Origin of the sequence: Agromyces subbeticus DSM 16689 (genome assembly GCF_000421565.1) — a bacterium.
GTDB classification, from domain to species: Bacteria; Actinomycetota; Actinomycetes; order Actinomycetales; family Microbacteriaceae; genus Agromyces; species Agromyces subbeticus.
The window spans coordinates 237,878-258,150 of the sequence record NZ_ATXG01000003.1; the positions used below are offsets into that span (position 1 = coordinate 237,878).

Annotated in this window: 21 protein-coding genes and 2 tRNA genes; 8 read left to right on the top strand and 15 right to left on the bottom strand. The window is 65.9% G+C overall.

The window, feature by feature from the left end; translation table 11 throughout:
* Positions 1 to 9: 9 nt before the first annotated feature.
* The gene (gene pknB, locus H521_RS0107215; protein WP_022892359.1) at positions 10 to 1,704 is read left to right on the top strand and encodes a Stk1 family PASTA domain-containing Ser/Thr kinase; all 1,695 of its coding nucleotides are present in this window, start codon (positions 10 to 12) and stop codon (positions 1,702 to 1,704) included.
* Positions 1,705 to 1,765: 61 nt separating this feature from the next.
* Here the strand turns inward: pknB and H521_RS0107220 are convergent, their stop codons facing one another.
* From H521_RS0107220 to H521_RS22010, 3 genes are read right to left on the bottom strand one after another with little or no spacing between them, the layout of a single operon-like run.
* The gene (locus H521_RS0107220; protein ID WP_022892360.1) at positions 1,766 to 2,422 is read right to left on the bottom strand and encodes an anthranilate synthase component II; all 657 of its coding nucleotides are present in this window, start codon (positions 2,420 to 2,422) and stop codon (positions 1,766 to 1,768) included.
* Positions 2,423 to 2,578 (bottom strand): hypothetical protein, encoded by a 156-nt coding sequence (locus tag H521_RS26065; RefSeq protein ID WP_022892361.1) that lies wholly within the window; start codon positions 2,576 to 2,578, stop codon positions 2,423 to 2,425.
* Positions 2,579 to 2,580: 2 nt separating this feature from the next.
* Positions 2,581 to 3,372: a class E sortase gene (locus tag H521_RS22010; RefSeq protein WP_022892362.1), complete on the bottom strand. Its 792-nt coding sequence runs from the start codon at positions 3,370 to 3,372 to the stop codon at positions 2,581 to 2,583.
* Positions 3,373 to 3,444: 72 nt separating this feature from the next.
* Between H521_RS22010 and H521_RS0107235 the strand changes: the two genes are divergently transcribed.
* A complete protein-coding gene (locus H521_RS0107235; protein WP_022892363.1) occupies positions 3,445 to 3,684 on the top strand; it encodes a cell division protein CrgA in 240 nt (79 codons plus the stop codon).
* A gap of 208 nt (positions 3,685 to 3,892) precedes the next feature.
* Here H521_RS0107235 and H521_RS0107240 read toward each other — a convergent pair whose 3' ends face one another.
* Positions 3,893 to 4,606: a rhomboid family intramembrane serine protease gene (locus H521_RS0107240; protein ID WP_026482027.1), complete on the bottom strand. Its 714-nt coding sequence runs from the start codon at positions 4,604 to 4,606 to the stop codon at positions 3,893 to 3,895.
* 151 nt (positions 4,607 to 4,757) lie between these two features.
* The gene (locus H521_RS0107245) at positions 4,758 to 5,297 is read right to left on the bottom strand and encodes a peptidylprolyl isomerase (protein ID WP_022892365.1); all 540 of its coding nucleotides are present in this window, start codon (positions 5,295 to 5,297) and stop codon (positions 4,758 to 4,760) included.
* Positions 5,298 to 5,415: 118 nt separating this feature from the next.
* On the opposite strand from H521_RS0107245, the gene H521_RS0107250 reads away from it, so the two are divergent.
* Together H521_RS0107250 and H521_RS0107255 are read left to right on the top strand one after the other, a co-directional pair.
* Complete coding sequence (locus tag H521_RS0107250) at positions 5,416 to 5,934, top strand: hypothetical protein (protein WP_026482028.1); 519 nt, start codon at positions 5,416 to 5,418, stop codon at positions 5,932 to 5,934.
* Positions 5,935 to 6,579: 645 nt separating this feature from the next.
* Positions 6,580 to 6,831 carry a hypothetical protein gene (locus H521_RS0107255; protein WP_022892367.1) on the top strand — a complete coding sequence of 84 codons (252 nt, stop codon included), beginning with the start codon at positions 6,580 to 6,582 and terminating at the stop codon, positions 6,829 to 6,831.
* Between the two features lie 159 nt (positions 6,832 to 6,990).
* Here H521_RS0107255 and H521_RS0107260 read toward each other — a convergent pair whose 3' ends face one another.
* The 10 genes from H521_RS0107260 to dnaA form a co-directional block, all read right to left on the bottom strand.
* Entirely contained in the window at positions 6,991 to 7,440 is a 450-nt protein-coding gene (locus tag H521_RS0107260; RefSeq protein WP_026482029.1) for an NUDIX hydrolase, read from the bottom strand.
* 120 nt (positions 7,441 to 7,560) lie between these two features.
* Positions 7,561 to 7,633: transfer RNA gene (locus tag H521_RS0107265), tRNA-Ala, on the bottom strand.
* 44 nt (positions 7,634 to 7,677) lie between these two features.
* Positions 7,678 to 7,751: transfer RNA gene (locus H521_RS0107270), tRNA-Ile, on the bottom strand.
* Positions 7,752 to 7,815: 64 nt separating this feature from the next.
* Positions 7,816 to 8,220, bottom strand: a complete 405-nt coding sequence (locus H521_RS0107275; RefSeq protein WP_022892368.1) for a DUF3566 domain-containing protein — start codon at positions 8,218 to 8,220, stop codon at positions 7,816 to 7,818.
* A 6-nt stretch (positions 8,221 to 8,226) separates the two neighbouring features.
* The gene (gene gyrA / locus H521_RS0107280) at positions 8,227 to 10,863 is read right to left on the bottom strand and encodes a DNA gyrase subunit A (protein WP_245560948.1); all 2,637 of its coding nucleotides are present in this window, start codon (positions 10,861 to 10,863) and stop codon (positions 8,227 to 8,229) included.
* Positions 10,853 to 12,871, bottom strand: a complete 2,019-nt coding sequence (gene gyrB, locus H521_RS0107285) for a DNA topoisomerase (ATP-hydrolyzing) subunit B (protein WP_022892370.1) — start codon at positions 12,869 to 12,871, stop codon at positions 10,853 to 10,855. Before gyrB ends, gyrA begins: the two co-directional genes overlap by 11 nt.
* A gap of 123 nt (positions 12,872 to 12,994) precedes the next feature.
* Positions 12,995 to 13,477: a DciA family protein gene (locus tag H521_RS0107290; RefSeq protein WP_022892371.1), complete on the bottom strand. Its 483-nt coding sequence runs from the start codon at positions 13,475 to 13,477 to the stop codon at positions 12,995 to 12,997.
* On the bottom strand, positions 13,470 to 14,684 hold the full coding sequence (gene recF / locus H521_RS22015; RefSeq protein ID WP_022892372.1) for a DNA replication/repair protein RecF: 1,215 nt from the start codon (positions 14,682 to 14,684) through the stop codon (positions 13,470 to 13,472). Before recF ends, H521_RS0107290 begins: the two co-directional genes overlap by 8 nt.
* Positions 14,685 to 14,899: 215 nt before the next feature.
* Complete coding sequence (gene dnaN, locus H521_RS0107300) at positions 14,900 to 16,048, bottom strand: DNA polymerase III subunit beta (protein ID WP_022892373.1); 1,149 nt, start codon at positions 16,046 to 16,048, stop codon at positions 14,900 to 14,902.
* A 485-nt stretch (positions 16,049 to 16,533) separates the two neighbouring features.
* Entirely contained in the window at positions 16,534 to 17,955 is a 1,422-nt protein-coding gene (gene dnaA, locus H521_RS0107305) for a chromosomal replication initiator protein DnaA (RefSeq protein ID WP_026482032.1), read from the bottom strand.
* Positions 17,956 to 18,381: 426 nt separating this feature from the next.
* On the opposite strand from dnaA, the gene rpmH reads away from it, so the two are divergent.
* Genes rpmH through yidC form a run of 4 tightly spaced genes read left to right on the top strand, consistent with a single transcriptional unit; the run spans position 18,382 to position 20,270 of the window.
* Entirely contained in the window at positions 18,382 to 18,519 is a 138-nt protein-coding gene (gene rpmH, locus H521_RS0107310; RefSeq protein ID WP_022892375.1) for a 50S ribosomal protein L34, read from the top strand.
* A 7-nt stretch (positions 18,520 to 18,526) separates the two neighbouring features.
* Complete coding sequence (gene rnpA / locus H521_RS0107315) at positions 18,527 to 18,898, top strand: ribonuclease P protein component (RefSeq protein WP_022892376.1); 372 nt, start codon at positions 18,527 to 18,529, stop codon at positions 18,896 to 18,898.
* Position 18,899: 1 nt separating this feature from the next.
* Positions 18,900 to 19,304, top strand: coding sequence for a membrane protein insertion efficiency factor YidD (gene yidD / locus H521_RS25410; protein ID WP_022892377.1), 405 nt, complete (start codon positions 18,900 to 18,902; stop codon positions 19,302 to 19,304).
* A gap of 9 nt (positions 19,305 to 19,313) precedes the next feature.
* Positions 19,314 to 20,270, top strand: coding sequence for a membrane protein insertase YidC (gene yidC / locus H521_RS0107325; protein WP_022892378.1), 957 nt, complete (start codon positions 19,314 to 19,316; stop codon positions 20,268 to 20,270).
* Positions 20,271 to 20,273 lie beyond the last annotated feature (3 nt).

The window sequence follows — 20,273 nt, forward strand, 5'->3', positions numbered from 1 at the left end:
GGAACCACGGTGAACGATGAAGGACGAGTGCTCGCGGGTCGGTACCGCGTCGGCGCCCTCATCGGGCGCGGCGGCATGTCCGACGTTCACGTGGGCTCCGACACCCGATTGGGCCGCCAGGTCGCGATCAAGCTGCTGAAGCCGCAGCTCGCGATCGACCCCGCGTTCCGCATGCGATTCCGCCAAGAGGCGCAGTCGGCGGCCCGCATGGCGCATCCCACCATCGTGCGTGTGTTCGACGCCGGCGAAGAGACCGTCGTCGATGCGTCGGGCCAAGAGGTGCAGCTGCCCTTCATCGTCATGGAGTTCGTCGAGGGGCGGCTCCTGCAAGACATCATCCACGACGGCCCGCTCGAGGCCGCCGCGGCCGTGCGGGTCATCGACGGCGTGCTGACCGCGCTCGAGTACTCGCATCGTGCCGGCGTGGTGCACCGCGACATCAAGCCGGGCAACATCATGATCACGACCACCGGTCAGGTGAAGGTCATGGACTTCGGCATCGCCCGAGCCGTCTCCGACTCGTCGACGACCGTCGCCCAGACCACGGCGATTCTCGGTACGGCGTCGTACTTCTCGCCCGAGCAGGCGAAGGGCGAGACCGTCGACGCCCGCACCGACCTGTACTCCACCGGTGTCGTACTCTTCGAGATGCTCACGGGTCGTCCGCCGTTCCGCGGCGACACGCCCGTCGCGGTCGCCTACCAGCACGTCAGCGAGCGGCCGGTAAAGCCGAGCGTCATCAATCCCAAGGTGTCCCCGGCGCTCGATGCGGTCGTACTGCACGCTCTCGCGAAGAACCGCGACCAGCGGTACCAGACGGCCGCCGAGTTCCGGGCCGACGTCGACACGGCGGCGGCCGGTCGCGTGCCCGTGCATCGCGAACCCGATCAGGCCACGATGCTCTTCGGTGCTCCCACGGCCTCGTTGTCGAGCTCCGAGCTCGCCCTGCGCCAGCTCGCCGAAGACGAGACGATGACCCGCACCCAGCGCCGCCCGCCGGCGATCTGGATCTGGTCTGGCATCATCGGCGTGATCGTCATCGTGATCGCCGTCATGTACTGGGCGTTCAACCTCCAGCCGACCGATCAGCTGCCGTCGAACGTCAAAGAGATCCCGGTGCTCACCGGGCTCACCTATGAAGAGGCGGTCGAGCAGCTGCAAGAGCTCGCGTTGCCTGCGACGCGCGTCGACGCGACCGACGAGACGGTACCGGCCGACCAGGTCATCAAGACCGACCCGCCCGCGGGCGAGACCGTCGATGAGGGCACAGCCGTCACTGTCTTCGTGTCGAGCGGCAGGCAGGCCGTCGCCGTGCCCGATCTGCAGAACAAGCCACTCGAACAGGCGAAGGCCGATCTCGTCGCGGCCGGTCTCGTGGCCGGTGCCGAGACGAGCGAACCGTCGCCGACCGTGCCGGCCGACACCGTGCTCGGCACCACGCCCGAGGCGGGGGCATCGGTCGAGGCCGGGTCGACCGTCGACTTCCGCATCTCGAGCGGCAAGGTGACCCTCCCCGACCTGACCGGCCAGACGTTGACCGCGGCATCCTCGTACCTCGCTGCCGAGAACCTGCAGTTGACGGCGGTACCGAAGCCCGACCCGGCGTGCAAGTCGCAGCCGGGCTCCCCGGTCACACAGCAGTCGATGGCTCCGGGCGACGTGCCGCAGCACTCGTCGATCGAGCTCACCTACTGCGCCGGCTGACCTGCCCGTGGGTTGAGGAGGCGCGCCAGCGCCGTCTCGAAACCCGCGGCCCCCCGCTCCGCTAGACGCTCGAACTCGTCGCGTTCGCCCGCACGAGCGGGCTGAGGCCCACGGCACGCTCGCGAGCCTCGGGCAGGCCGGCGACGGCGAGCCAGTTGCCGAGCATGCGGTAGCCGCCCTCGGTCAGCACCGACTCGGGGTGGAACTGCACACCGTAGATCGGCGCGGTCACGTGCCGGAGGCCCATGATCACCCCGCCCTGCGTGCGGCTCGTCACCACGAGCGATGCCGGCACCGTGTCGTCGACGACGGCGAGCGAGTGGTACCTCGTCGCGATGAACGGCTGGGGTACCCCGTGGTAGAACGAGCTGGCGTCGTGGGTGATCTGCGAGGTCTTGCCGTGCATGAGCTCCTCGGCGTTCGTCACGACGGCCCCGAACGCCTCTGCGATCGCCTGGTGCCCGAGGCAGACGCCCAGAACGGGTTGACCAGTGCCGAGGGCGGCCTCGACGATCGGGATCGACACACCGGCATCCGATGGCTTGCCCGGCCCCGGTGAGATCAGCACGGCGTCGTACGCGGCGATGCGCGCGGGCACCTCGGCGACGTCGAATGCGTCGTTGCGCACGACCTCGGTCTCAGCACCGAGCTCTTGCAGATAGCCGTTGAGCGTGTAGACGAAGCTGTCGTAGTTGTCGATGACGAGGATGCGGGTCATTCATTCCACCGTGACGTTGATCGGGTTGAGGATGCCGTCGACCCAGGGGAACACCCAGGTGAACAGCGCGAAGACGGCGGCTGCGACGAGCAGCAGCACCAGGATGATGCGGAGCCAGACCGGCCCGGGCAGGATGCGCCAGAGTGCACCGTACATGTCTAGTTCCCCCAGGTGGCGACGGTCTCGGCGATCTCGGCCGGCGGGCCGGCCGAACCCGGCTGCCACGACTCGAGCACGCCGTAGGCGATGATGCGCTCAGCGGTCGAGAACAACGGGTTGCAGCTCGTGAGCGTGACGATGCGGTCGGCCGCGGCGAGCTCGGGGTGATGCGGCACGGGTGCCAGCACGTCGACTGTCTCTGGCGTGACGTACTCGAAGTCGCGGAACCGGTAGGTGTACCAGCCGTCTTTGGTCTGGATGTAGATCGCGTCACCGAGCTGCAATTGCTCGATCTCGTGCATGCCACCGCCGTAGGCACTCCGGTGGGCGGCGATCGCGAAGTTGCCGACCTCACCGGGCATCTGCGTGTCGGGGTAGTGCCCGACGCCGAGATCGAAGCTGTTGAGCACATCGAGCCCGTAGCCCTCGGCGATGTTGCGCTGCGAGTCTTCGCCGAAGCGCGGCACGTACATCACGGCGAAGGGATCGCCGTTGCCGTAGTCGGTGGCGTCGACGACGGGCTCGCCGTAGTCTGCCGGCGCCGGCGGCGGGGTCTCGCCCTGCGTCTCGCGCGCCTGCTCGAGCCACTCACTGCTGCGTTCGGATGCCGCAGACGACTGCTGACCGGCCATGATCGCGTCGTTCCACCACAGCTGCCAGCCGAGGAACATGAGGATCAGCACACCGGCCGTGAGCAGCAGTTCACCGAGCACTCCGACGACGCTCACCCGGTTGCGCCGGCCATGCGCCGAGCGGCGCTCGCGCCGGGCTTCGGGGTGCGACTCGGACATAGGGGTGATTCTAGCCCGCGCTGCCCGGAGACGAATGTGTTCGCAGGGCCAAGCTCGGCTAGAATCACCCGCATGGCACGTACGAAATCAACGAAGCCCGCGCGCGCAGAACAGGCGAGCGGCGAAGAGGCTCCGAACCCGGTGTGGTTCAAGCCCGTCATGTTCGGCTTCATGCTCGTCGGGCTCGCCTGGATCATCGTGTTCTACGTGAGCCAAGGCGCGTTCCCCATCGCCGACCTCGGCTCGTGGAACATCCTTATCGGCTTCGGCATCGCCTTCATCGGCTTCCTCATGACCACTCGCTGGCGATAGCCGGCACGACCTCACGACAGAGAGGGGCGGATGCTGCGGCATCCGCCCCTCTCTTCGTGTCGCGCGATCGGAGTCGACGTGCCCGTCGGGCGCAGTTATCCACAGGTGTGGAAAACGGGCGAACGGCCGCGTCCCCCGAAATGACGACAATTACACCTGTGTAACTCTCCCCAGCTGTGGAAACTGCTGTGGATAACTTCGCACGGCGTCAGCCGATGGGCAGGAAGAAGTACCGCAAGCTCAGGAGCAGCAGCACGAGCGCCACCCCGACGAGCAGCCAGATCTGCAGTTTCTGCTGCGATCGCTTGCGCGTCTCGATGAAGATGAACCCGATCAGCGCGCCGACGGCGAGGCCGCCGAGGTGTGCCTGCCACGCGATGTTGAACCCGGGAACGAAGCCGATCACGAGGTTGATGCCGAGCAGCACGAAGAGCTGCGTCGTCTGCCCGCCGAGTCGGCGCTGGATCACGAGGAACGCGCCCATCAGGCCGAAGATGGCGCCGGAGGCACCGACCACTGCGACGCGAGGGTCGCCGAGCCACAGCACGCCGACCGAGCCGCCCAGGCCGGCGATGAGGTACAGCGCCAGGAACCGCCAGCGGCCGAGCAGCCCCTCGAGCAGTTGCCCGAAGATCCACAGCGTGTACATGTTCAGCAGCACGTGGAAGATCAGGCCGGTCGAGTGCACGAAGATCGAGGTGATCATGCGCCACGGCTCGAGGTTGCCCGGCAGCGAGTACACACCGGCGTAGAGCAGCCGATCAGTGATCGCGAGCCCGGGCACGAGTTGCAGCAGGAAGACCGCGAACGTGATGCCGATGAGGGAATACGTCACGACGGGAGCGCCACGGCCGGCGGCCGAGCGCATGCGGGTCAGCACCGCCGGCTTCGTTCGCGGCGCAGTGGCGCGCTGTTCGCGCATGCATTCGGGGCAGACCACCCCGACGGCCGCTTGGGTCTGGCACTCGGGGCAGATCGTGCGCCCGCACCGTTGGCACAGGATGTAGCTCTGTCGATCGGGATGCCGATAACAGAAGTTCGCCCGATCAGGCCCCGAGTCGCTCACCCGCGGATCAGAGCTGCTCGACGGTGACGCTCTCGATGACGACGTCTTCGAGGGGCTTGTCGCGACCATCGGTGGCGACGGCGCCGAGTCGGTCGACGACCGCGCGGCTCGCCTCGTCGTTCACCTTGCCGAAGATGGAGTGCTTGCCCTGCAGCCACGTGGTGGGGCCGGTGGTGATGAAGAACTGCGAGCCGTTGGTGCCGCGTCCCATCTGGATGCCGGCGTTGGCCATGGCGAGCACGTAGGGCTCGGTGAAGTCGAGCTCGGGGTTGATCTCGTCGTCGAACTGGTAGCCGGGGCCGCCGACGCCCTGACCGAGCGGGTCGCCGCCCTGGATCATGAACCCGGGGATGATGCGGTGGAAGATGACCCCGTCGTAAAGCGGAGCGGTGGACTTCTCGCCGGTGGCGGGGTGCGTCCACTCGATCTCGCCGGTGGCGAGGCCGACGAAGTTCTTGACCGTCTTCGGGGCGTGGTCGCCGTAGAGGTCGACCTTGATGGGTCCGTGGTTGGTGTTGAGCGTCGCAACTGCGGTGGGAATCGGCATCCTCATATTCTGTCACGCGCCGATTCGTCAAGCGGCATGCCGTATTCGGACTCCCACCCCGCTTCCAGCCGTTTCGGTGGCAAGATGGAGTGGTTCGCTCACAACGATGGAGGTCGAGATGAGCCTGTCACGCAAGCGCCGGAAGGAACTCAAGCGACTGCAGAGCCACGCTGGGGAACTCTGGGAGGACCAGCAGCACGTGCTCGAGCACGCCAACGCCGTCGCTCGCGAGGCGAGCCGCCAGCTCGGCCAGCTCACGCGCGAAGAGGTCGTGCCCCGCGTTCGCACGGGGTATGAGAGCTACGTTCGGCCGGGGGTTCAGCAGGCCGGCCGAGTCGCCCGCACCGCCGGCGACACCGTCGAGCGCACGGTCGGCAATGCGCTCGGTTCCGTGCTCTCGATCGGCGACATCGCCAACGACGCTCGTGTGCGCCGTGCGATCGAGCGGGTATCGCCCCGCGCGGCGGCCGTCGTCAAGCAGAAGAACAGCCCCGGCGTCGGCACGTATCTCGCGATCGGCGCCGGCATCATCGCCGCCGCCGGTGTCGCCTACGCCGTCTGGCAGACGTTCCGCGCCGACGACGAGCTCTGGGTCGCCGACGACGAGCCGACCCCGGCATCGCCGAGCGACGTCTGATCGCTCCCAGCACCACCGATGGCCCCGCCTGATCCAGGCGGGGCCATCGTCGTCCCACGGGCCTCAAGCACCGGCGGCCGCACTGATTCTGAACGAATCTGTGAATTCACCTTGCGGTCGACGTGAGAATCCCGCTAGTGTCTAGAACCGTTGTTCATACGCAGAATTGAGAGGAGTTGATACCCATGATGAAGCACATCTTCACGCCAGCGTTTACCGCGGCCCACACGGGAGTCCTCCTTTCGTCTCGGGCCTGCTAGCAGTTCGCCCCGACGGCACGCGCACTCGCGCCTGACCGTCACCTCCGCCCCTCGGGCGTGACCTGCGGCCATCGCCGCGCCTCCGATGGCGACCTCTCGGTCGTCGAATCGTCGTTCACGACGATCGGATGCTCCGGCGACACAAGCATCCCGGTCACGCATGCCGGCGCTCGACCTCGAGCGCGCGTCGCGCCCGCCGTCATCAGCGGCGCTCTCGGCCCCGGGACCTCCGACCTGCTGCTCGATCGATCACGATCGTCCGTGCTCTCGCGCTCACACTGCGCGAGCAACTCGGACCCTGACACCGACGAGCGCGTGCCCACAACTGAACATCGCACCGCAACACCCAGCACCAACACCAACACCAACACCAGAAGGAACCACCGTGAATACGAGTACTCTCACCGTCGGTCGCACCTCCCAGGCGCAGACCGTCACCCTCCGTGCCGATGCACGCCGTCTGCGCGAGCGCGTGGCACGTCGTGCCGGGCTCGCCCTCATCGCATGGGGTCGTCGTCAAGACGAGCAGCGCAGCTACGCGGCCAACACCGATCGCCGTCGCAACGAACTGGTCGCAGCACGCCTGCAGGCCGCTGAGTTCCAGCGCATCGCGCTCATCGCACAATCGATGATCTGATCCCATGCAGATCATCACGCACCCTCATGGCCGGCCCCCGCGGGACGAGGACGTCGCCCTTGCGACGACTTCGACCCCCGGGGCGCTCGGCACCTCGCGGTCGTGTCGCGAACGGTTCGACCGGCTCGGCCGGACCGTTGACGAGACGACCGCGCGGCACTACCCGCCCGTAGCCGGCGGCACGCCGTCGAGCGGCTCGGCCGCATTCAGGCGAAGCGCGATATCGAGCAGGCTCACCCGCTTGAGACGCGGCACCTCCTCGAGACCGAACCACCGAGCCTCGTCGCTCGAGCCGCCGATCTCATTGCGCAACTCGCCGCCGACGACGCTCGCCCGGTAGACGACACGCATCGCATAGAGCGGCGCGGCCCCGGTGTGACGCTTCGACGCGGGCACGATCATCGTGTCGATGCCGAGCAGTCGATCGACGGATGCCTCGTAGCCCGTCTCTTCGCGAATCTCGCGTTGCGCAGCCGTGTGGGGGTGCTCCGCACCCTCGATGCCGCCGCCCGGCAACGTCCAGCCCGAGCGACCGTGCTCGTTCCAATGCGACAGCAGAATGCGGTCGTCTCGGATGATGACCCCGTACGCGGCGATGCGGATGTCCATTGGGACACTGTAGCGGCAGCCCTGGCGAGCACACCGAACGGAGTTGCCGTCGCGGTGGTCGAGCGACGGCTGCGCGCGAAGAGAGACGCGCGAGAAGTGACGACTCTGGAGAGAAAACTGTGGAGCCTGGGAGAATCGAACTCCCGACATCCTGCTTGCAAAGCAGGCGCTCTACCAACTGAGCTAAGGCCCCGAGCGGGATGCCGTGGCATCCCAGAGGTATGAAATTGTGTGGAGTGGGGATACGAGGACTTGAACCTCGGACCTCTTCGTTATCAGCGAAGCGCTCTAACCGCCTGAGCTATATCCCCGAATTTCGGCCGAAGGAAAGACTACCGGACGTGGCAGGAATCTCCGAATCGGCCGAAGCCGGCGTCAGTTGTTGGTGAAGCCGACGAGAATTCCGCCGGTGATCTTGACGCTGAGGTTGTAGAGCACGGCGAGAATGGCGCCGAGCGCGGTCGTCACGACCAGGTTGAGCAGCGCCGCGACGACGGCGAAGCCCATGACGTTGCCGAGCGACAGGATCGTCGTGAGGTCACCGCCCGCTCCCGCGACATCCTGCACCAGCTCGTTGAGCTTCTCGAAGATGCCGGTCGAGTTCAACACCGTATAGATGAGGAACGTGGCGACGATGCTGACGACTGCGAGGCACACCGCGACGAGGAACGACAACTTCACCGCCGACCAGAAGTCGATGTAGACGAGCCGAAGGCGCACCTGCTTGGCAGGCGTCTTTCGATTCGATTTGCGGGCCAGCTTGTCGGCGACGCTACTCATGTACGGCTACTCCTCTCGCGCGGGCTCGGCCGCTTCGGACTCTGCGGCCTCCTCCACGAGATTCCGTTCGGAATTCTTCGCGATGGCGATGATTCGGTCGTCGTCCGCGAACTTCGCGAACACGACACCCATCGTGTCCCTGCCCTTGGCGGGAACCTCGGCGACGTCAGAGCGTACCACCTTGCCACTGGCAAGAACCACAAGCACCTCGTCGTCTCGGCCGACGATCAGGGCGCCGGCGAGATCGCCGCGATCGTCACTCAGCTTGGCCACCTTGATGCCGAGTCCGCCGCGGTTCTGCAGTCGGTACTGGTCGACGGCGGTGCGCTTGGCATACCCGCCCTCGGTGACGACGAACACGAACCTGGCGCCGTCGTCGTCAGTCGTGACATCCGACTCGGTGGACTCCACGGAGCCGGCGGCGGCGGCCGCAGGTGCGGCCTCGCCATCCGCCTCGGCGAACGAACCGGCCACGACGGATGCCTCGAGCAACTGGTCGCCGGCACGGAACGACATGCCCTTGACGCCGGAGGTGGACCGGCCCATGGGGCGGAGCGCCTCGTCGGTCGCCTCGAAGCGCAGCGACATGCCCTTCTTCGAGACGAGGAGGATCTCGTCGTGCTCGTCGGCGAGCATCGCCGATACGAGCTCGTCGCCCTCGCGAAGGTTGATCGCGATGACGCCGCGCGAACGGTTGGTGTCGTACGCCGTGAGGTCGGTCTTCTTCACCAGTCCGTCGCGGGTCGCGAGCACGAGGTACTGCGCGACCGCGTAGTCGCGGATATCGAGAATCTCGGCGATCTGCTCGTCGGGCTGCATCTCGAGCAGGTTCGCGACGTGCTGACCCTTGGCGTCACGGCCGGCCTCTTGGATCTCGTACGCCTTCGCGCGGTAGACCCGGCCCATGTTCGTGAAGAACAGCAGCCAGTGATGCGTCGTGGTGACGAAGAAATGCTCGACGACATCGTCGGCGCGCAGCTGCGCGCCCTTGACTCCCTTGCCGCCGCGGTGCTGCGAGCGGTAGTTGTCGCTGCGTGTGCGCTTGACGTAGCCGCCGCGGGTGACGGTGACCACCATCTCCTCTTCGGGGATGAGGTCTTCGACCGCCATGTCGCCGTCGAAGCCGGGCATGATGTGCGTGCGACGCTCATCGCCGTACTTCGCCACGATCTCGGCGAGCTCTTCGGAGACGATCGTGCGCTGGCGTTCGGGCGACGCGAGGATCGACTCGTAGTCGACGATCATCTCGGCGAGTTCGGCGGCATCGTCCATGATCTTCTGCCGCTCGAGGGCGGCGAGACGACGAAGCTGCATCTCGAGGATGGCCTTCGCCTGCAGCTCGTCGATGTCGAGCAGCTCCATCAGGCCGTCGCGCGCCTCTTCGACGGTGGGCGAACGGCGGATGAGTGCGATGACCTCGTCGAGGGCGTCGAGCGCCTTGAGGTAGGCGCGCAGGATGTGCATGCGCGCCTCGGCCTCGCGCAGCAGGAACTGCGTGCGCCGAACGATGACCTCGATCTGGTGGTCGACCCAGTGCGCGATGAACCCGTCGATTGAGAGCGTGCGCGGAATGCCGTCGACGATCGCGAGCATGTTCGCGCCGAAGTTGTCTTGCAGCTGGGTGTGCTTGTAGAGGTTGTTGAGCACGACCTTCGCGACGGCGTCGCGCTTCAGCACGATCACGAGGCGCTGACCGGTGCGGCCCGAGGTCTCGTCACGGATGTCGGCGATGCCGCCGACCTTGCCGTCTTTCACGAGATCGGCGATCTTCACCGCGAGGTTGTCGGGGTTCACCTGGTAGGGCAGCTCGGTGATCACGAGGCAGGTGCGACCCTGCAGCTCTTCGACCGAGACGACGGCGCGCATCGTGATCGAGCCGCGGCCTGTGCGATAGGCGTCGTTGATGCCCTTGACGCCGAGGATCTGCGCGCCGGTCGGGAAGTCGGGACCCTTGATGCGCTGGATCAGCGCCTCCTGCAGCTCCTCGCGCGAGGCATCCGGGTGCTCGAGGTACCACTGGGCACCGGATGCCACTTCGCGCAGGTTGTGCGGCGGGATGTTCGTCGCCATGCCGACGGCGATGCCGACGGATCCGTTGACGAGGAGGTTCGGGAAACGGGCGGGCAGGATCGCGGGCTCTTGCGTGCGGCCGTCGTAGTTGTCCTGGAAGTCGACGGTCTCCTTCTCGATGTCTCGAACCATCTCGAGCGCGAGCGGAGCCATCTTCGTCTCGGTGTATCGCGGCGCCGCCGCGCCATCGTTGCCGGGCGATCCGAAGTTTCCTTGGCCGAGTGCCAGCGGGTACCGCAGGCTCCAGGGCTGCACGAGACGCACGAGGGCGTCGTAGATCGCCGTGTCACCGTGGGGGTGGAACTGGCCCATGACGTCGCCGACCACACGCGCGCACTTCGAAAAGGCGCGGTCGGGCCGGTAGCCGCCGTCGTACATCGCGTAGATGACGCGGCGGTGCACGGGCTTCAGGCCGTCGCGCACGTCAGGCAGCGCGCGCCCGACGATGACGCTCATCGCATAGTCGAGGTATGAGCGCTGCATCTCGAGCTGCAGGTCGACCTGGTCGATCCTGCCGTGCACGCCGGGGCCGTCGTAACCCTCGTCGCCGGGGTTGATCACATCAGATGTCAAGGAAACGCACGTCCTTCGCGTTCTTCTGGATGAAGTTGCGGCGGCTCTCGACGTCTTCACCCATCAGCGTGGAGAAGATCTCGTCGGCGGCGGCCGCATCGTCCATGGTGACCTGCAGCAGCGTGCGGGTCTCGGGGTTCATCGTGGTCTCCCACAGTTCCTGGTGGTTCATCTCGCCGAGGCCCTTGTAGCGCTGCACGCCGTTGTCCTTCGGGATGCGCTTGCCGGCGGCCGCACCGGCATCGAGCAGCGCATCGCGCTCTTTATCGGAGTAGACGTATTCGTGGTCGGCGTTCGTCCACTTGAGCCGGTAGAGCGGCGGCTGCGCCAGGTAGACGTAGCCGAACTCGATGAGCGGCCGCATGTAGCGGAAGAGCAGCGTGAGCAGCAACGTCGTGATGTGCTGGCCGTCGACATCGGCGTCGGCCATGAGCACGATCTTGTGGTACCTGGCCTTCTCGGTGTTGAAGTCCTCACCGATGCCGGCGCCGAAGGCGGTGATCATCGCCTGCACCTCGGCGTTGCCGAGAGCGCGGTCGAGTCTGGCCTTCTCGACGTTGAGGATCTTGCCGCGCAGCGGCAGGATCGCCTGCGTCTCGGGGTTTCGGCCCTGCACGGCCGAGCCGCCGGCCGAGTCGCCCTCGACGATGAAGATCTCGGAGAGCGAGGGGTCTTTCGACGAGCAGTCCTTCAGCTTGCCCGGCATGCCGCCCGACTCGAGCAACCCCTTGCGCCGGGTCGCCTCGCGCGCCTTGCGCGCCGCGAGGCGGGCGGTCGCCGCCTGGATGGCCTTGCGGATGACGTCGCGAGCCTGCGTGGGGTTGCGCTCGAACCAGTCGCCGAGCTGGTCGGAGGTGACCTTCTGCACGAACGACTTCACCTCGGTGTTGCCGAGCTTCGTCTTCGTCTGGCCCTCGAACTGCGGTTCGGCGAGCTTGACCGAGATGACGGCCGTGAGTCCCTCGCGCACATCGTCACCGGAGAGGTTGTCGTCTTTCTCCTTGATGATGCCCTTCTCGCGGGCGTACTTGTTCACGAGCGTCGTGAGTGCCGACCGGAACCCCTCTTCGTGGGTGCCGCCCTCGTGCGTGTTGATCGTGTTCGCGTAGGTGTGCACCGACTCGGTGTACGACGTCGTCCACTGCATCGCGACCTCGAGCGCGATCTTGCGCTCGGTGTCTTCGGTCTCGAACGAGATGATCTCGTCGTTCACGACGTCGGACTTCTTCGAGCGGTTCAGGTACTCGACGTAGTCGACGAGCCCTCGCTCGTAGAGGAACGTGTCGGTTCGCTGTCCGGGCGACGCGGCATCCGCTTCGTTGGCCGCCGTGTCGTCGGGATCGATCTCGACATGGCCGACGCGCTCATCGGTCAGGGTGATGCGCAGGCCCTTGTTGAGGAAGGCCATCTGCTGGAATCGGGCGCGCAGCGTCTCGTAGTCGAACTCGATGGTCTCGAAGATCTCGGCGCTCGGCCAGAACGTGGTCGTCGTGCCGGTCTCGTCGCTCGGCTCGTCTTTCGAGAGCGGTGCGTCGGGCACACCGATGGTGTACGACTGGCGCCAGACATGCCCCTGTCGGCGCACGGCGACGTCGAATCTGGTCGAGAGTGCGTTGACGACGGATGCACCGACGCCATGCAGTCCGCCTGAAACCGCGTACCCGCCGCCGCCGAACTTGCCGCCGGCGTGCAGCACCGTGTGGATGACCTCGACCGCCGAGCGGCCCTCGGTCTTGTGCAGGTCGACCGGCATGCCGCGGCCGTCGTCGATGACGCGCACACCGCCGTCGGGCAGGATCGTGACGTCGATGGTGGTGGCATAGCCCGCAAGCGCTTCGTCGACCGAGTTGTCGACGATCTCGGAGACGAGATGGTGCAGGCCTCGGGGACCCGTCGAGCCGATGTACATACCCGGCCGCTTGCGAACCGCTTCGAGGCCCTCGAGTACCTGGATCTCATCAGCACCGTAAGCCGGTGTCTGCTGGGCCTTCGTCGGTTCCGCTGTCATGTGTGAATCGGGCTCCTGACCGTCATTCTGGCGACTCTCGATCCTATCAAATCGAGGGTCGCCGGGTGCCGCGAAGCGCCGATCTGGGGCGATAACAGATCGGAAGTGACCGAATTTGCCTGCCTAGCCGTAAGTATCGCGCGGGCCACGCCCTGGAACCGATCTGGGGCCCCTTTTCCAGGTGGGGGCATCGGGCCCTTGGAAGCGGATGGACTCGACGCCGGCGCCGGGGAACCTGGTCATGATCTCGGTGAGGAGTTGCGTGCGCATCATGCGCAGCTGGGTGGCCCAGGCGGTCGATTCGCACCGCACCTGCAGCATGCCGCCCTCGATCGCGATCGGTTCGGAGTGACGTGCCGTCTCTTCACCGGCGATATCGGCCCACGACGCGAGCACGTCGTGCTGCGAGAGCGGGCCGTTCCAGCCGAGCTGGGTGCTCAGCGAGTCGATCGTGTCGGCGAGCGGCTTCGGGTCGCGGCCCGGGGTGAAGGGCTCGCTGCCCGATACCTCGCGCGTACGCACCCGGCCCGGTCGGCCCGTGCGAGTGCGCGGCTCACCGCCGAAGATCTCGCGGAAGTGCTGGTAGACGCGCGCGGCCTCAGACATCGCTGATCTCGCTATCGGTGTGTGCAGTGCCCGACGTGCTCGGCGAGAGCACCTCATCGCCGTCGACGATGCGACCGGCCTCGATGTGCACGATGCGGGCGGTGAGCGGTGCCGGCACGTCTTCGAGCACGGCGGCGGTCACAAGCACCTGCTCGAATCCCACGATGGCGCTCGCGAGTCGCTCCCGCCGAAGGCGGTCGAGTTCGGCGAAGACGTCGTCGAGCACGAGTACCGGGTCACCCGTCATCGAATCGCGCCGCAGGAGCTCGGCCGATGCCAGCCGCAACGCGAGGGCGAACGACCAGGACTCGCCGTGACTCGCGTAGCCCTTGGCCGGCAGCCCGTTGAGCAGCAGCACGACATCGTCGCGGTGCGGCCCGACGAGCGTGACGCCGCGCTCGAGCTCTTTGGATCGAAGGGACTGCACGGCCTCGGCGAATCGCTCGCGCGTGCTCGATGCGGTTTCGGTGATGGCAGCGGATGCCTCGGCATCGGCGTCGGGGTCGGCACCGTCGATCGAGAGCAACGGGGTCATTCCCGGTGCATGGTCGGCGTCGACGATCGATCGATACGCGGCCGCGAGTGGTTCGCGCAGCTCGGCGACGAGTGCCAGGCGCTGGTCGATGAGCTCGGAGCCGATGGTCACGAGTCGTTCGTCCCAGATGTCGAGCGTCGTGAGCTTGTCGGCGGCGATGCCGCGGGCGCGGGCGCTCTTCAGCAGCGAGTTGCGCTGCTTCAGCACCCGCTCGTAGTCGGCCATGACGCCCGCGAGCCGGGGTGTGCGCTGCACGAGCAGTTCGTCGAGCAGTCGGCGACGCACCGATGGCTCGCCCCGAACGATCGCGAGGTCTTCGGGGGCGAAGAGCACGCTGTGGGCGTAGCGCGGCAGTTCACGCGTCTTCACCGGCGATCGATTGAGTTGCGCTCGGTTGGCGCCTTGCCGATTCAACTGCAGTTCGACGAGCAGCTCGCGATCGCCGTGCGAGAGCAGTGCGCGAACGATCGCGGCGTCGGCACCTGCCCTGATCAGCGCCTGGTCGCCCGAGACCCGGTGCGAACCGAGCGTCGCGAGATAGCCGATCGCCTCGACGAGGTTGGTCTTGCCCTGGCCGTTGCGGCCCACGAGCACCGTGGCCCCGGGCCCGAGTTCGAGTTCGGCGCGCTCGTAATTGCGGTAGTCGGTCAGCGAGAGCCGGGCGACGTGCACGCTGGGCTCCCTTCGACGACGAGGCATCCGGATGCCGCGTGGCGGCCGGAATCGCAATTCACCACGCTACCCCGCACCGCCGACGACGGGCGCTGATCGAGTAGTGAGCGCCAGCGAACGTATCGGGATCGCCACCGCGGGTCTCGATACGCTCCTTCGTCGCTAGATCTCGATACGGCGCTGGCGCGCCTACTCGATCCGCCGCTCGACTGGCGTCAGCGCAGCAGCAGGTTCGGCTGCAGCAGGTAGCGGTAACTGTCGGCGCCGGCCTGCTCGCGCGAAGACTGGCTCGTGATCAGCACGGGGCCGGGCTTGTTGGGATTCTCGGTCTTGGTGAACGAGACCCGCACGAACTCCGAGTGCACGGCCCCGAGCCCGTCGAGCAGGAACTGCGGCTTCAGCGACACGACGGTGTCGTCGCCGGTGAGGATCGCGTCGATCGACTCCGATGCCTGGGCCTGCTCGCTGCCGATGGCCTCGAGCGTCAGCCCATCGGTGGTGAAGCTGTAGCGCAGGGCCGCCTCGCGCTCGAGCACGAGCGCAACTCGTCGGGTGGCTTCGATCAGTTCGGCGGTGTTGACCACCGCGTAGTTCTCGACCGTCTCGGGGAAGAGCCGGCGCACCGGCGGGAAGTTGCCCTTGATCAGCAGCGACGTGACGGTCTTCTTCTCGGCGCTGAAGGCGATGAGTTCGCGGTCGTCGCGGCTCGTGATCGAGACTGAGATCGTGCCCGAGTGCCCGAACGTCTTGCCGACCTCTTGCAGGGTCCGAGCCGGAACGAGTGCCGTGACGGTCTCTTCGCTCGCAACGGTGCCGCCGTCCCAATCGAGCTCGCGCACTGCGACGCGGTAGCGGTCGGTGGCGACGAGGCTCAGGTTGTTCTCGCGAACCTCGAGCTGCACGCCCGTGATGACCGGCGTGACATCGTCACGTGACGCGGCGACGGCGACCTGTGCGACGGCCGCGGCGAACTCCTCGGCGGGAACGACGCCGGACTGTGCACCGATCTCGGGAATCGAGGGATATTCCTCGACCGGCATCGACAGCAGCGTGAAACTCGCCGAGCCGCAGCTCACCGAGATACGGCTCTCTTCGGTCGCGACCCGCACGGGCGCGTTCGGCAGTCGGCCGGCGATCTCGGCGAGCAGTCGACCCGACACGAGCACCGTGCCCTGCTCTTCGACGTCGGCCTGGATCTCGGTCTGGGATGAGACCTCGTAGTCGAAGGAGGAGAGCACGAGGCCGTCGGCGTTCGCCTGGATCAGCACGCCCGACAGGATCGGCAACGTGGTGCGCTGGGGCAGCAGTTTGACGGCGAAGGAAACGGCCTCACTGAAGACGTCGCGGTTGACCTGGAACTTCACGGTTCTCCCGTCGTGGATGTCGCTGGGTGGCTCCCATGCTATCCGCACAGATCAGCTCACCGCGGGGCGATTCGATTTGGCGCGCTGCTCCCACGAGCGTCGAGCGACGGCGGCTCATCTCGAGGTTGTGGGAATCTCCCCTTAAACCATTAACTCTTAACAGTGTTAACCGCTGTGGAAACTGTGGATGGTGTTCGGAGACCCGCGGAACGACGCCGAACGTGGGGCATCCGATCTGTGCACAGTGTGTGGGTTCATGAGCGCATGCCGAAGGCCGATGCGAAACGCATGACACTGTTCTGCACAGGCGGGGCGGCTGTCTCAACAGGTACTGGGCGGTTGCTCGTTAACAATCCACAGGTTCTCCACAACTGTGGGAATCGGTCCGAACGGGCCTGCGGGCGCCGTTCTGGTGCCGTTCAGACCCGTCGCACGACCGGATTTCCGGGCGCGTCGGAACTCGGCAAGGCTCGGGCGGATCCGGCTCAGCGGTAGCGGCTGACCTGCTTGATGCGCGCAGTCAGCTCGGTGACCTGGTTGTAGATGGAGCGACGCTCCTTCATGAGTTCCGAGATCTTCTTGTTCGCGTACATCACCGTCGTGTGGTCGCGGTTGCCGAAGAGCTGGCCGATCTTCGGCAACGACAGGCTCGTGAGCTCGCGACACAGGTACATCGCGATCTGTCGAGCGGTTGCCACCGCCTGCGAGCGGCTCGAGCCGTAGAGGTCGTCGACCGTCAGTTTGAAGTAGTCAGCGGTGGCGGTGATGATGTCGACCGGCGAGACCACGTTGTCCGAGTCATCCGAGATCAGGTCTTTCAGAACCGTCTGCACGAGCGGCATGTCGACGGGCGTGCGGTTCAGGCTCGCGAACGCCGTGACCCTGATGAGCGTGCCCTCGAGCTCGCGGATGTTGCTCGAGACCTTCGACGCCATGTACTCGAGGATGTCGTCGGGCACCTGTAGGCGCTCGGACTGCGCCTTCTTGCGCAGGATCGCGATGCGGGTCTCGAGGTCGGGCGCCTGCACATCGGTGATGAGGCCCCACTCGAAGCGGCTGCGCATGCGGTCTTCGAAGCCCGTGAGGTGCTTGGGCGGCACATCGCTCGTGATCACGACCTGCTTGTTGTGGTCGTGCAGCGTGTTGAAGGTGTGGAAGAACGCCTCTTGCGTCTCGGCCTTGCCCTGCAGGAACTGGATGTCGTCGATCAGCAGGATGTCGATGTTGCGGTAGCGCTGCTGGAAGAGGGAACCGCGGTTGTTCGCGATCGAGTTGATGAAGTCGTTCGTGAACTCCTCGGAACTCACGTACCGAACCCGGATGCCCGGGTACAGGCTCATCGCGTAATGGCCGATGGCGTGCAGCAGGTGGGTCTTGCCGAGGCCCGAGTCACCGTAGATGAAGAGCGGGTTGTACGCCTTGGCCGGAGCCTCGGCCACGGCGACCGCCGCAGCATGGGCGAAGCGGTTGGACTGCCCGATGACGAAGCTGTCGAAGGCGTACTTCGGGTTGAGCCGGGTGTCGCGCGACGCCACAGGGCTCGTGTTCTCGAACACCGACTGCGGCGAGGCCGGCGTCTCGACCGGGTCGAGCATCTCGTCGACGAACGGCGACTGCGGCTCGGGCGCCCTGGCCTCTTCGAGCTCGGGATTGACGACCACGTAGAACGACGTCACCGGTGACGGTGCCTCGACGACACTCATCGCCGAGAGCAGCGAGACGCGCATGCGCTGGTTCAGCATGCTCGCGGTGAAGTCGTTCGGCACCTCGAGGTAGAAGGTGCCGGCCGCGATGCCCTTGGGTTCGACCAGGTTGAGGAAACCCTGCAGCATCGGGGTGATCGCGTCGTCGTCTGACAGCCGATCGAGGATCGTCGCCCACGTATCCGAGATGGGCTGTTCTGTCATCGTTCCCCGCATTCAATCCGGTGCCGTCGTCTGCCGCTCATCGATCCCCCGATCGACGGAGCAAGCGGCGTGAGGCGAGTGTTCAGTAGGTTATCCACTCCCTGTGGGGAGAATTCGGAAGAAGCCCGAGATTCCGCGCACCGAGCTGGGGATAACTGGTGTCAAACGCTATCCAAAGAAGCCGCCCGCGACAAATGCCGCTTGAGGGATTCGATCGCGTCGGCGTGTCGTTCCACAGGCGATCCCGAGGTTGGAGCGATACTGTCTCTTTTGCACTGCGCTCGGTCGAATGCCGTTCAGTTTGACCGCGAGGCCGCGAGGCCGTAGTTTTAATCAGTTGACCCCAGCCCGTCAGGGCACCCAGTTTTCCCGCCATCGCGCTGTAGAGCGATTCCGGCGAGGAGATCCGAACGCCGGAGAAGAAGAATGAGCAAGCGTACTTTCCAGCCGAACAACCGTCGTCGCGCCAAGAAGCACGGCTTCCGTCTTCGCATGCGCACCCGCGCCGGCCGTGCCATCCTGTCGGCACGCCGCGGCAAGGGTCGCACCGAACTCTCCGCATAGTTCTTCGGTGCTCGCCAAAGCCAATCGCATCACGAGCGCCGACGACTATCGAGTCATCGTCCGCCGGGGTGCGAAGGTCGCCGGTGCCCACACCGTGAGCTATGTGCGCTCACGGGAGTCGGGCACTGACGCGCGCTTCGGCTTCATCGTCTCGAAGAAGGTCGGCGGCGCCGTCCGTCGCAATCGCGTGCGGCGGCGACTCAAAGCCGTATGCCATGAAGCGCTGGGCGACGGCATCGCCGATATCGACGTGGTCGTACGTGCGTTGCCGTCGGCTTCGCACGCCGAGTGGAGCGAGATTCGCGCCGAGGTGCTCACTGCTCTCGCGCGACGACGCGCACGGGCTTCGGCCGGCTCGACACAGGAGAAGGGCCACTAGCGTGAAGAACGCCGTGCTCTTCGCCGCGCTCATCCCCCGCAATCTCGGGGTGCTCCTCATTCGTGGGTACCGCGCCGCGATCTCGCCGCTTTACGGTGACGTCTGCCGGTACTACCCCTCGTGTTCTGCCTACGGCCTGGATTCGGTGCAGCAGCGAGGACTCGTCATCGGTTCAGCACTCACGGCTTGGCGCATTCTTCGCTGCAACCCCTGGACCGCCGGCGGCATCGACGATGTTCGCGCCGCTCGTCATTCGCGCTACCGCGTGACGGGCTTCGGATGGGTGGTTCCCGCAGGCTTCCCAACGACGGATGCCGCAGCACAGACATTTGCCGCTGCACCTCACGAGCACACCCACTCGCACGACTTCGCGCACTCCTCCCCCACTGTGTCCCGAAAGGACTGACTCAACCACATGGACATCATCAGCATTGTCCTCTGGCCCATCAAATGGGTCATCGAGCTGATCCTCGTCGCGTTCCACTCCTTGTGGACATTCATCGGGCTCGACCCCGATGCCGGGCTCACCTGGGTGCTGTCGATCGTCGGTCTCGTCATCGTGGTGCGAGCTGCGCTTATCCCGATCTTCGTCCGTCAGATCAAGAGCCAGCGCCGCATGCTCGAGGTGGCGCCGCAACTCAAGAAGATCCAAGACAAGTACAAGGGCAAGAAAGACCAGTTCTCGCGTGAGGCCATGTCGCGCGAGACGATGGAGCTGTACAAGAAGACCGGCACGAACCCCCTCGCGTCGTGCTTGCCGCTCTTGCTGCAGATGCCTATCTTCTTCGGTCTCTTCTCGGTGCTCAACGACGCCTCGATCCATTCCGACCGCGGCGGGGTCGGCCTCCTCACGCCCGCGCTCGCCGACTCGTTCTCGAACGCTGTGTTCTTGGGTGCACCCCTCAACGAGACGTTCATCAACGCGTGGAACAACGGCTTCCAGCCGTGGCAGGTCATGGTGGTGGCGAGCGTCATGATCGTGCTGATGACCGCCTCGCAGTTCATCACGCAGCTGCAGATCGTGTCGAAGAACATGTCGCCCGAGACCAAGGCGAGCCCGATGTTCCGGCAGCAGCGCATCCTGTTGTACCTGCTCCCCCTCGTGTTCGCCTTCTCGGGTGTGGCCTTCCCCATCGGCGTCATGTTCTACTGGCTGGTCTCGAACTTCTGGACCATGGGTCAGCAGTTCGTGGTCATCCGCAACATGCCCACGCCGGGCAGCGAAGCGGCGAAGGCTCGTGAAGAGCGCCTTGCCCGAAAGGGCAAGCTCGTCGTCGAAGAGAAGCCGGCCGAGTCCGAGCCCCAGGAACCGAAGAAGACCCAGCGCCAGCAGCCCGTGGGCAAGAACCGCGCGAAGAAGCAGGGGAAGTAGACC

Bases quoted from the DNA above. Each gene is read 5' to 3' on its own strand.
- H521_RS26065 (WP_022892361.1), bottom strand. From the start codon at position 2,578: ATGTACGGTGCACTCTGGCGCATCCTGCCCGGGCCGGTCTGGCTCCGC.
- H521_RS0107250 (WP_026482028.1), top strand. From the start codon at position 5,416: ATGAGCCTGTCACGCAAGCGCCGGAAGGAACTCAAGCGACTGCAGAGC.
- dnaA (WP_026482032.1), bottom strand. From the start codon at position 17,955: ATGACAGAACAGCCCATCTCGGATACGTGGGCGACGATCCTCGATCGG.
- H521_RS0107240 (WP_026482027.1), bottom strand. From the start codon at position 4,606: ATGCGCGAACAGCGCGCCACTGCGCCGCGAACGAAGCCGGCGGTGCTG.
- H521_RS0107260 (WP_026482029.1), bottom strand. From the start codon at position 7,440: ATGGACATCCGCATCGCCGCGTACGGGGTCATCATCCGAGACGACCGC.
- H521_RS0107235 (WP_022892363.1), top strand. From the start codon at position 3,445: ATGGCACGTACGAAATCAACGAAGCCCGCGCGCGCAGAACAGGCGAGC.
- gyrB (WP_022892370.1), bottom strand. From the start codon at position 12,871: ATGACAGCGGAACCGACGAAGGCCCAGCAGACACCGGCTTACGGTGCT.
- H521_RS0107290 (WP_022892371.1), bottom strand. From the start codon at position 13,477: ATGTCTGAGGCCGCGCGCGTCTACCAGCACTTCCGCGAGATCTTCGGC.
- H521_RS0107275 (WP_022892368.1), bottom strand. From the start codon at position 8,220: ATGAGTAGCGTCGCCGACAAGCTGGCCCGCAAATCGAATCGAAAGACG.
- H521_RS22010 (WP_022892362.1), bottom strand. From the start codon at position 3,372: ATGTCCGAGTCGCACCCCGAAGCCCGGCGCGAGCGCCGCTCGGCGCAT.
- rpmH (WP_022892375.1), top strand. From the start codon at position 18,382: ATGAGCAAGCGTACTTTCCAGCCGAACAACCGTCGTCGCGCCAAGAAG.
- H521_RS0107220 (WP_022892360.1), bottom strand. From the start codon at position 2,422: ATGACCCGCATCCTCGTCATCGACAACTACGACAGCTTCGTCTACACG.
- yidC (WP_022892378.1), top strand. From the start codon at position 19,314: ATGGACATCATCAGCATTGTCCTCTGGCCCATCAAATGGGTCATCGAG.
- H521_RS0107245 (WP_022892365.1), bottom strand. From the start codon at position 5,297: ATGCCGATTCCCACCGCAGTTGCGACGCTCAACACCAACCACGGACCC.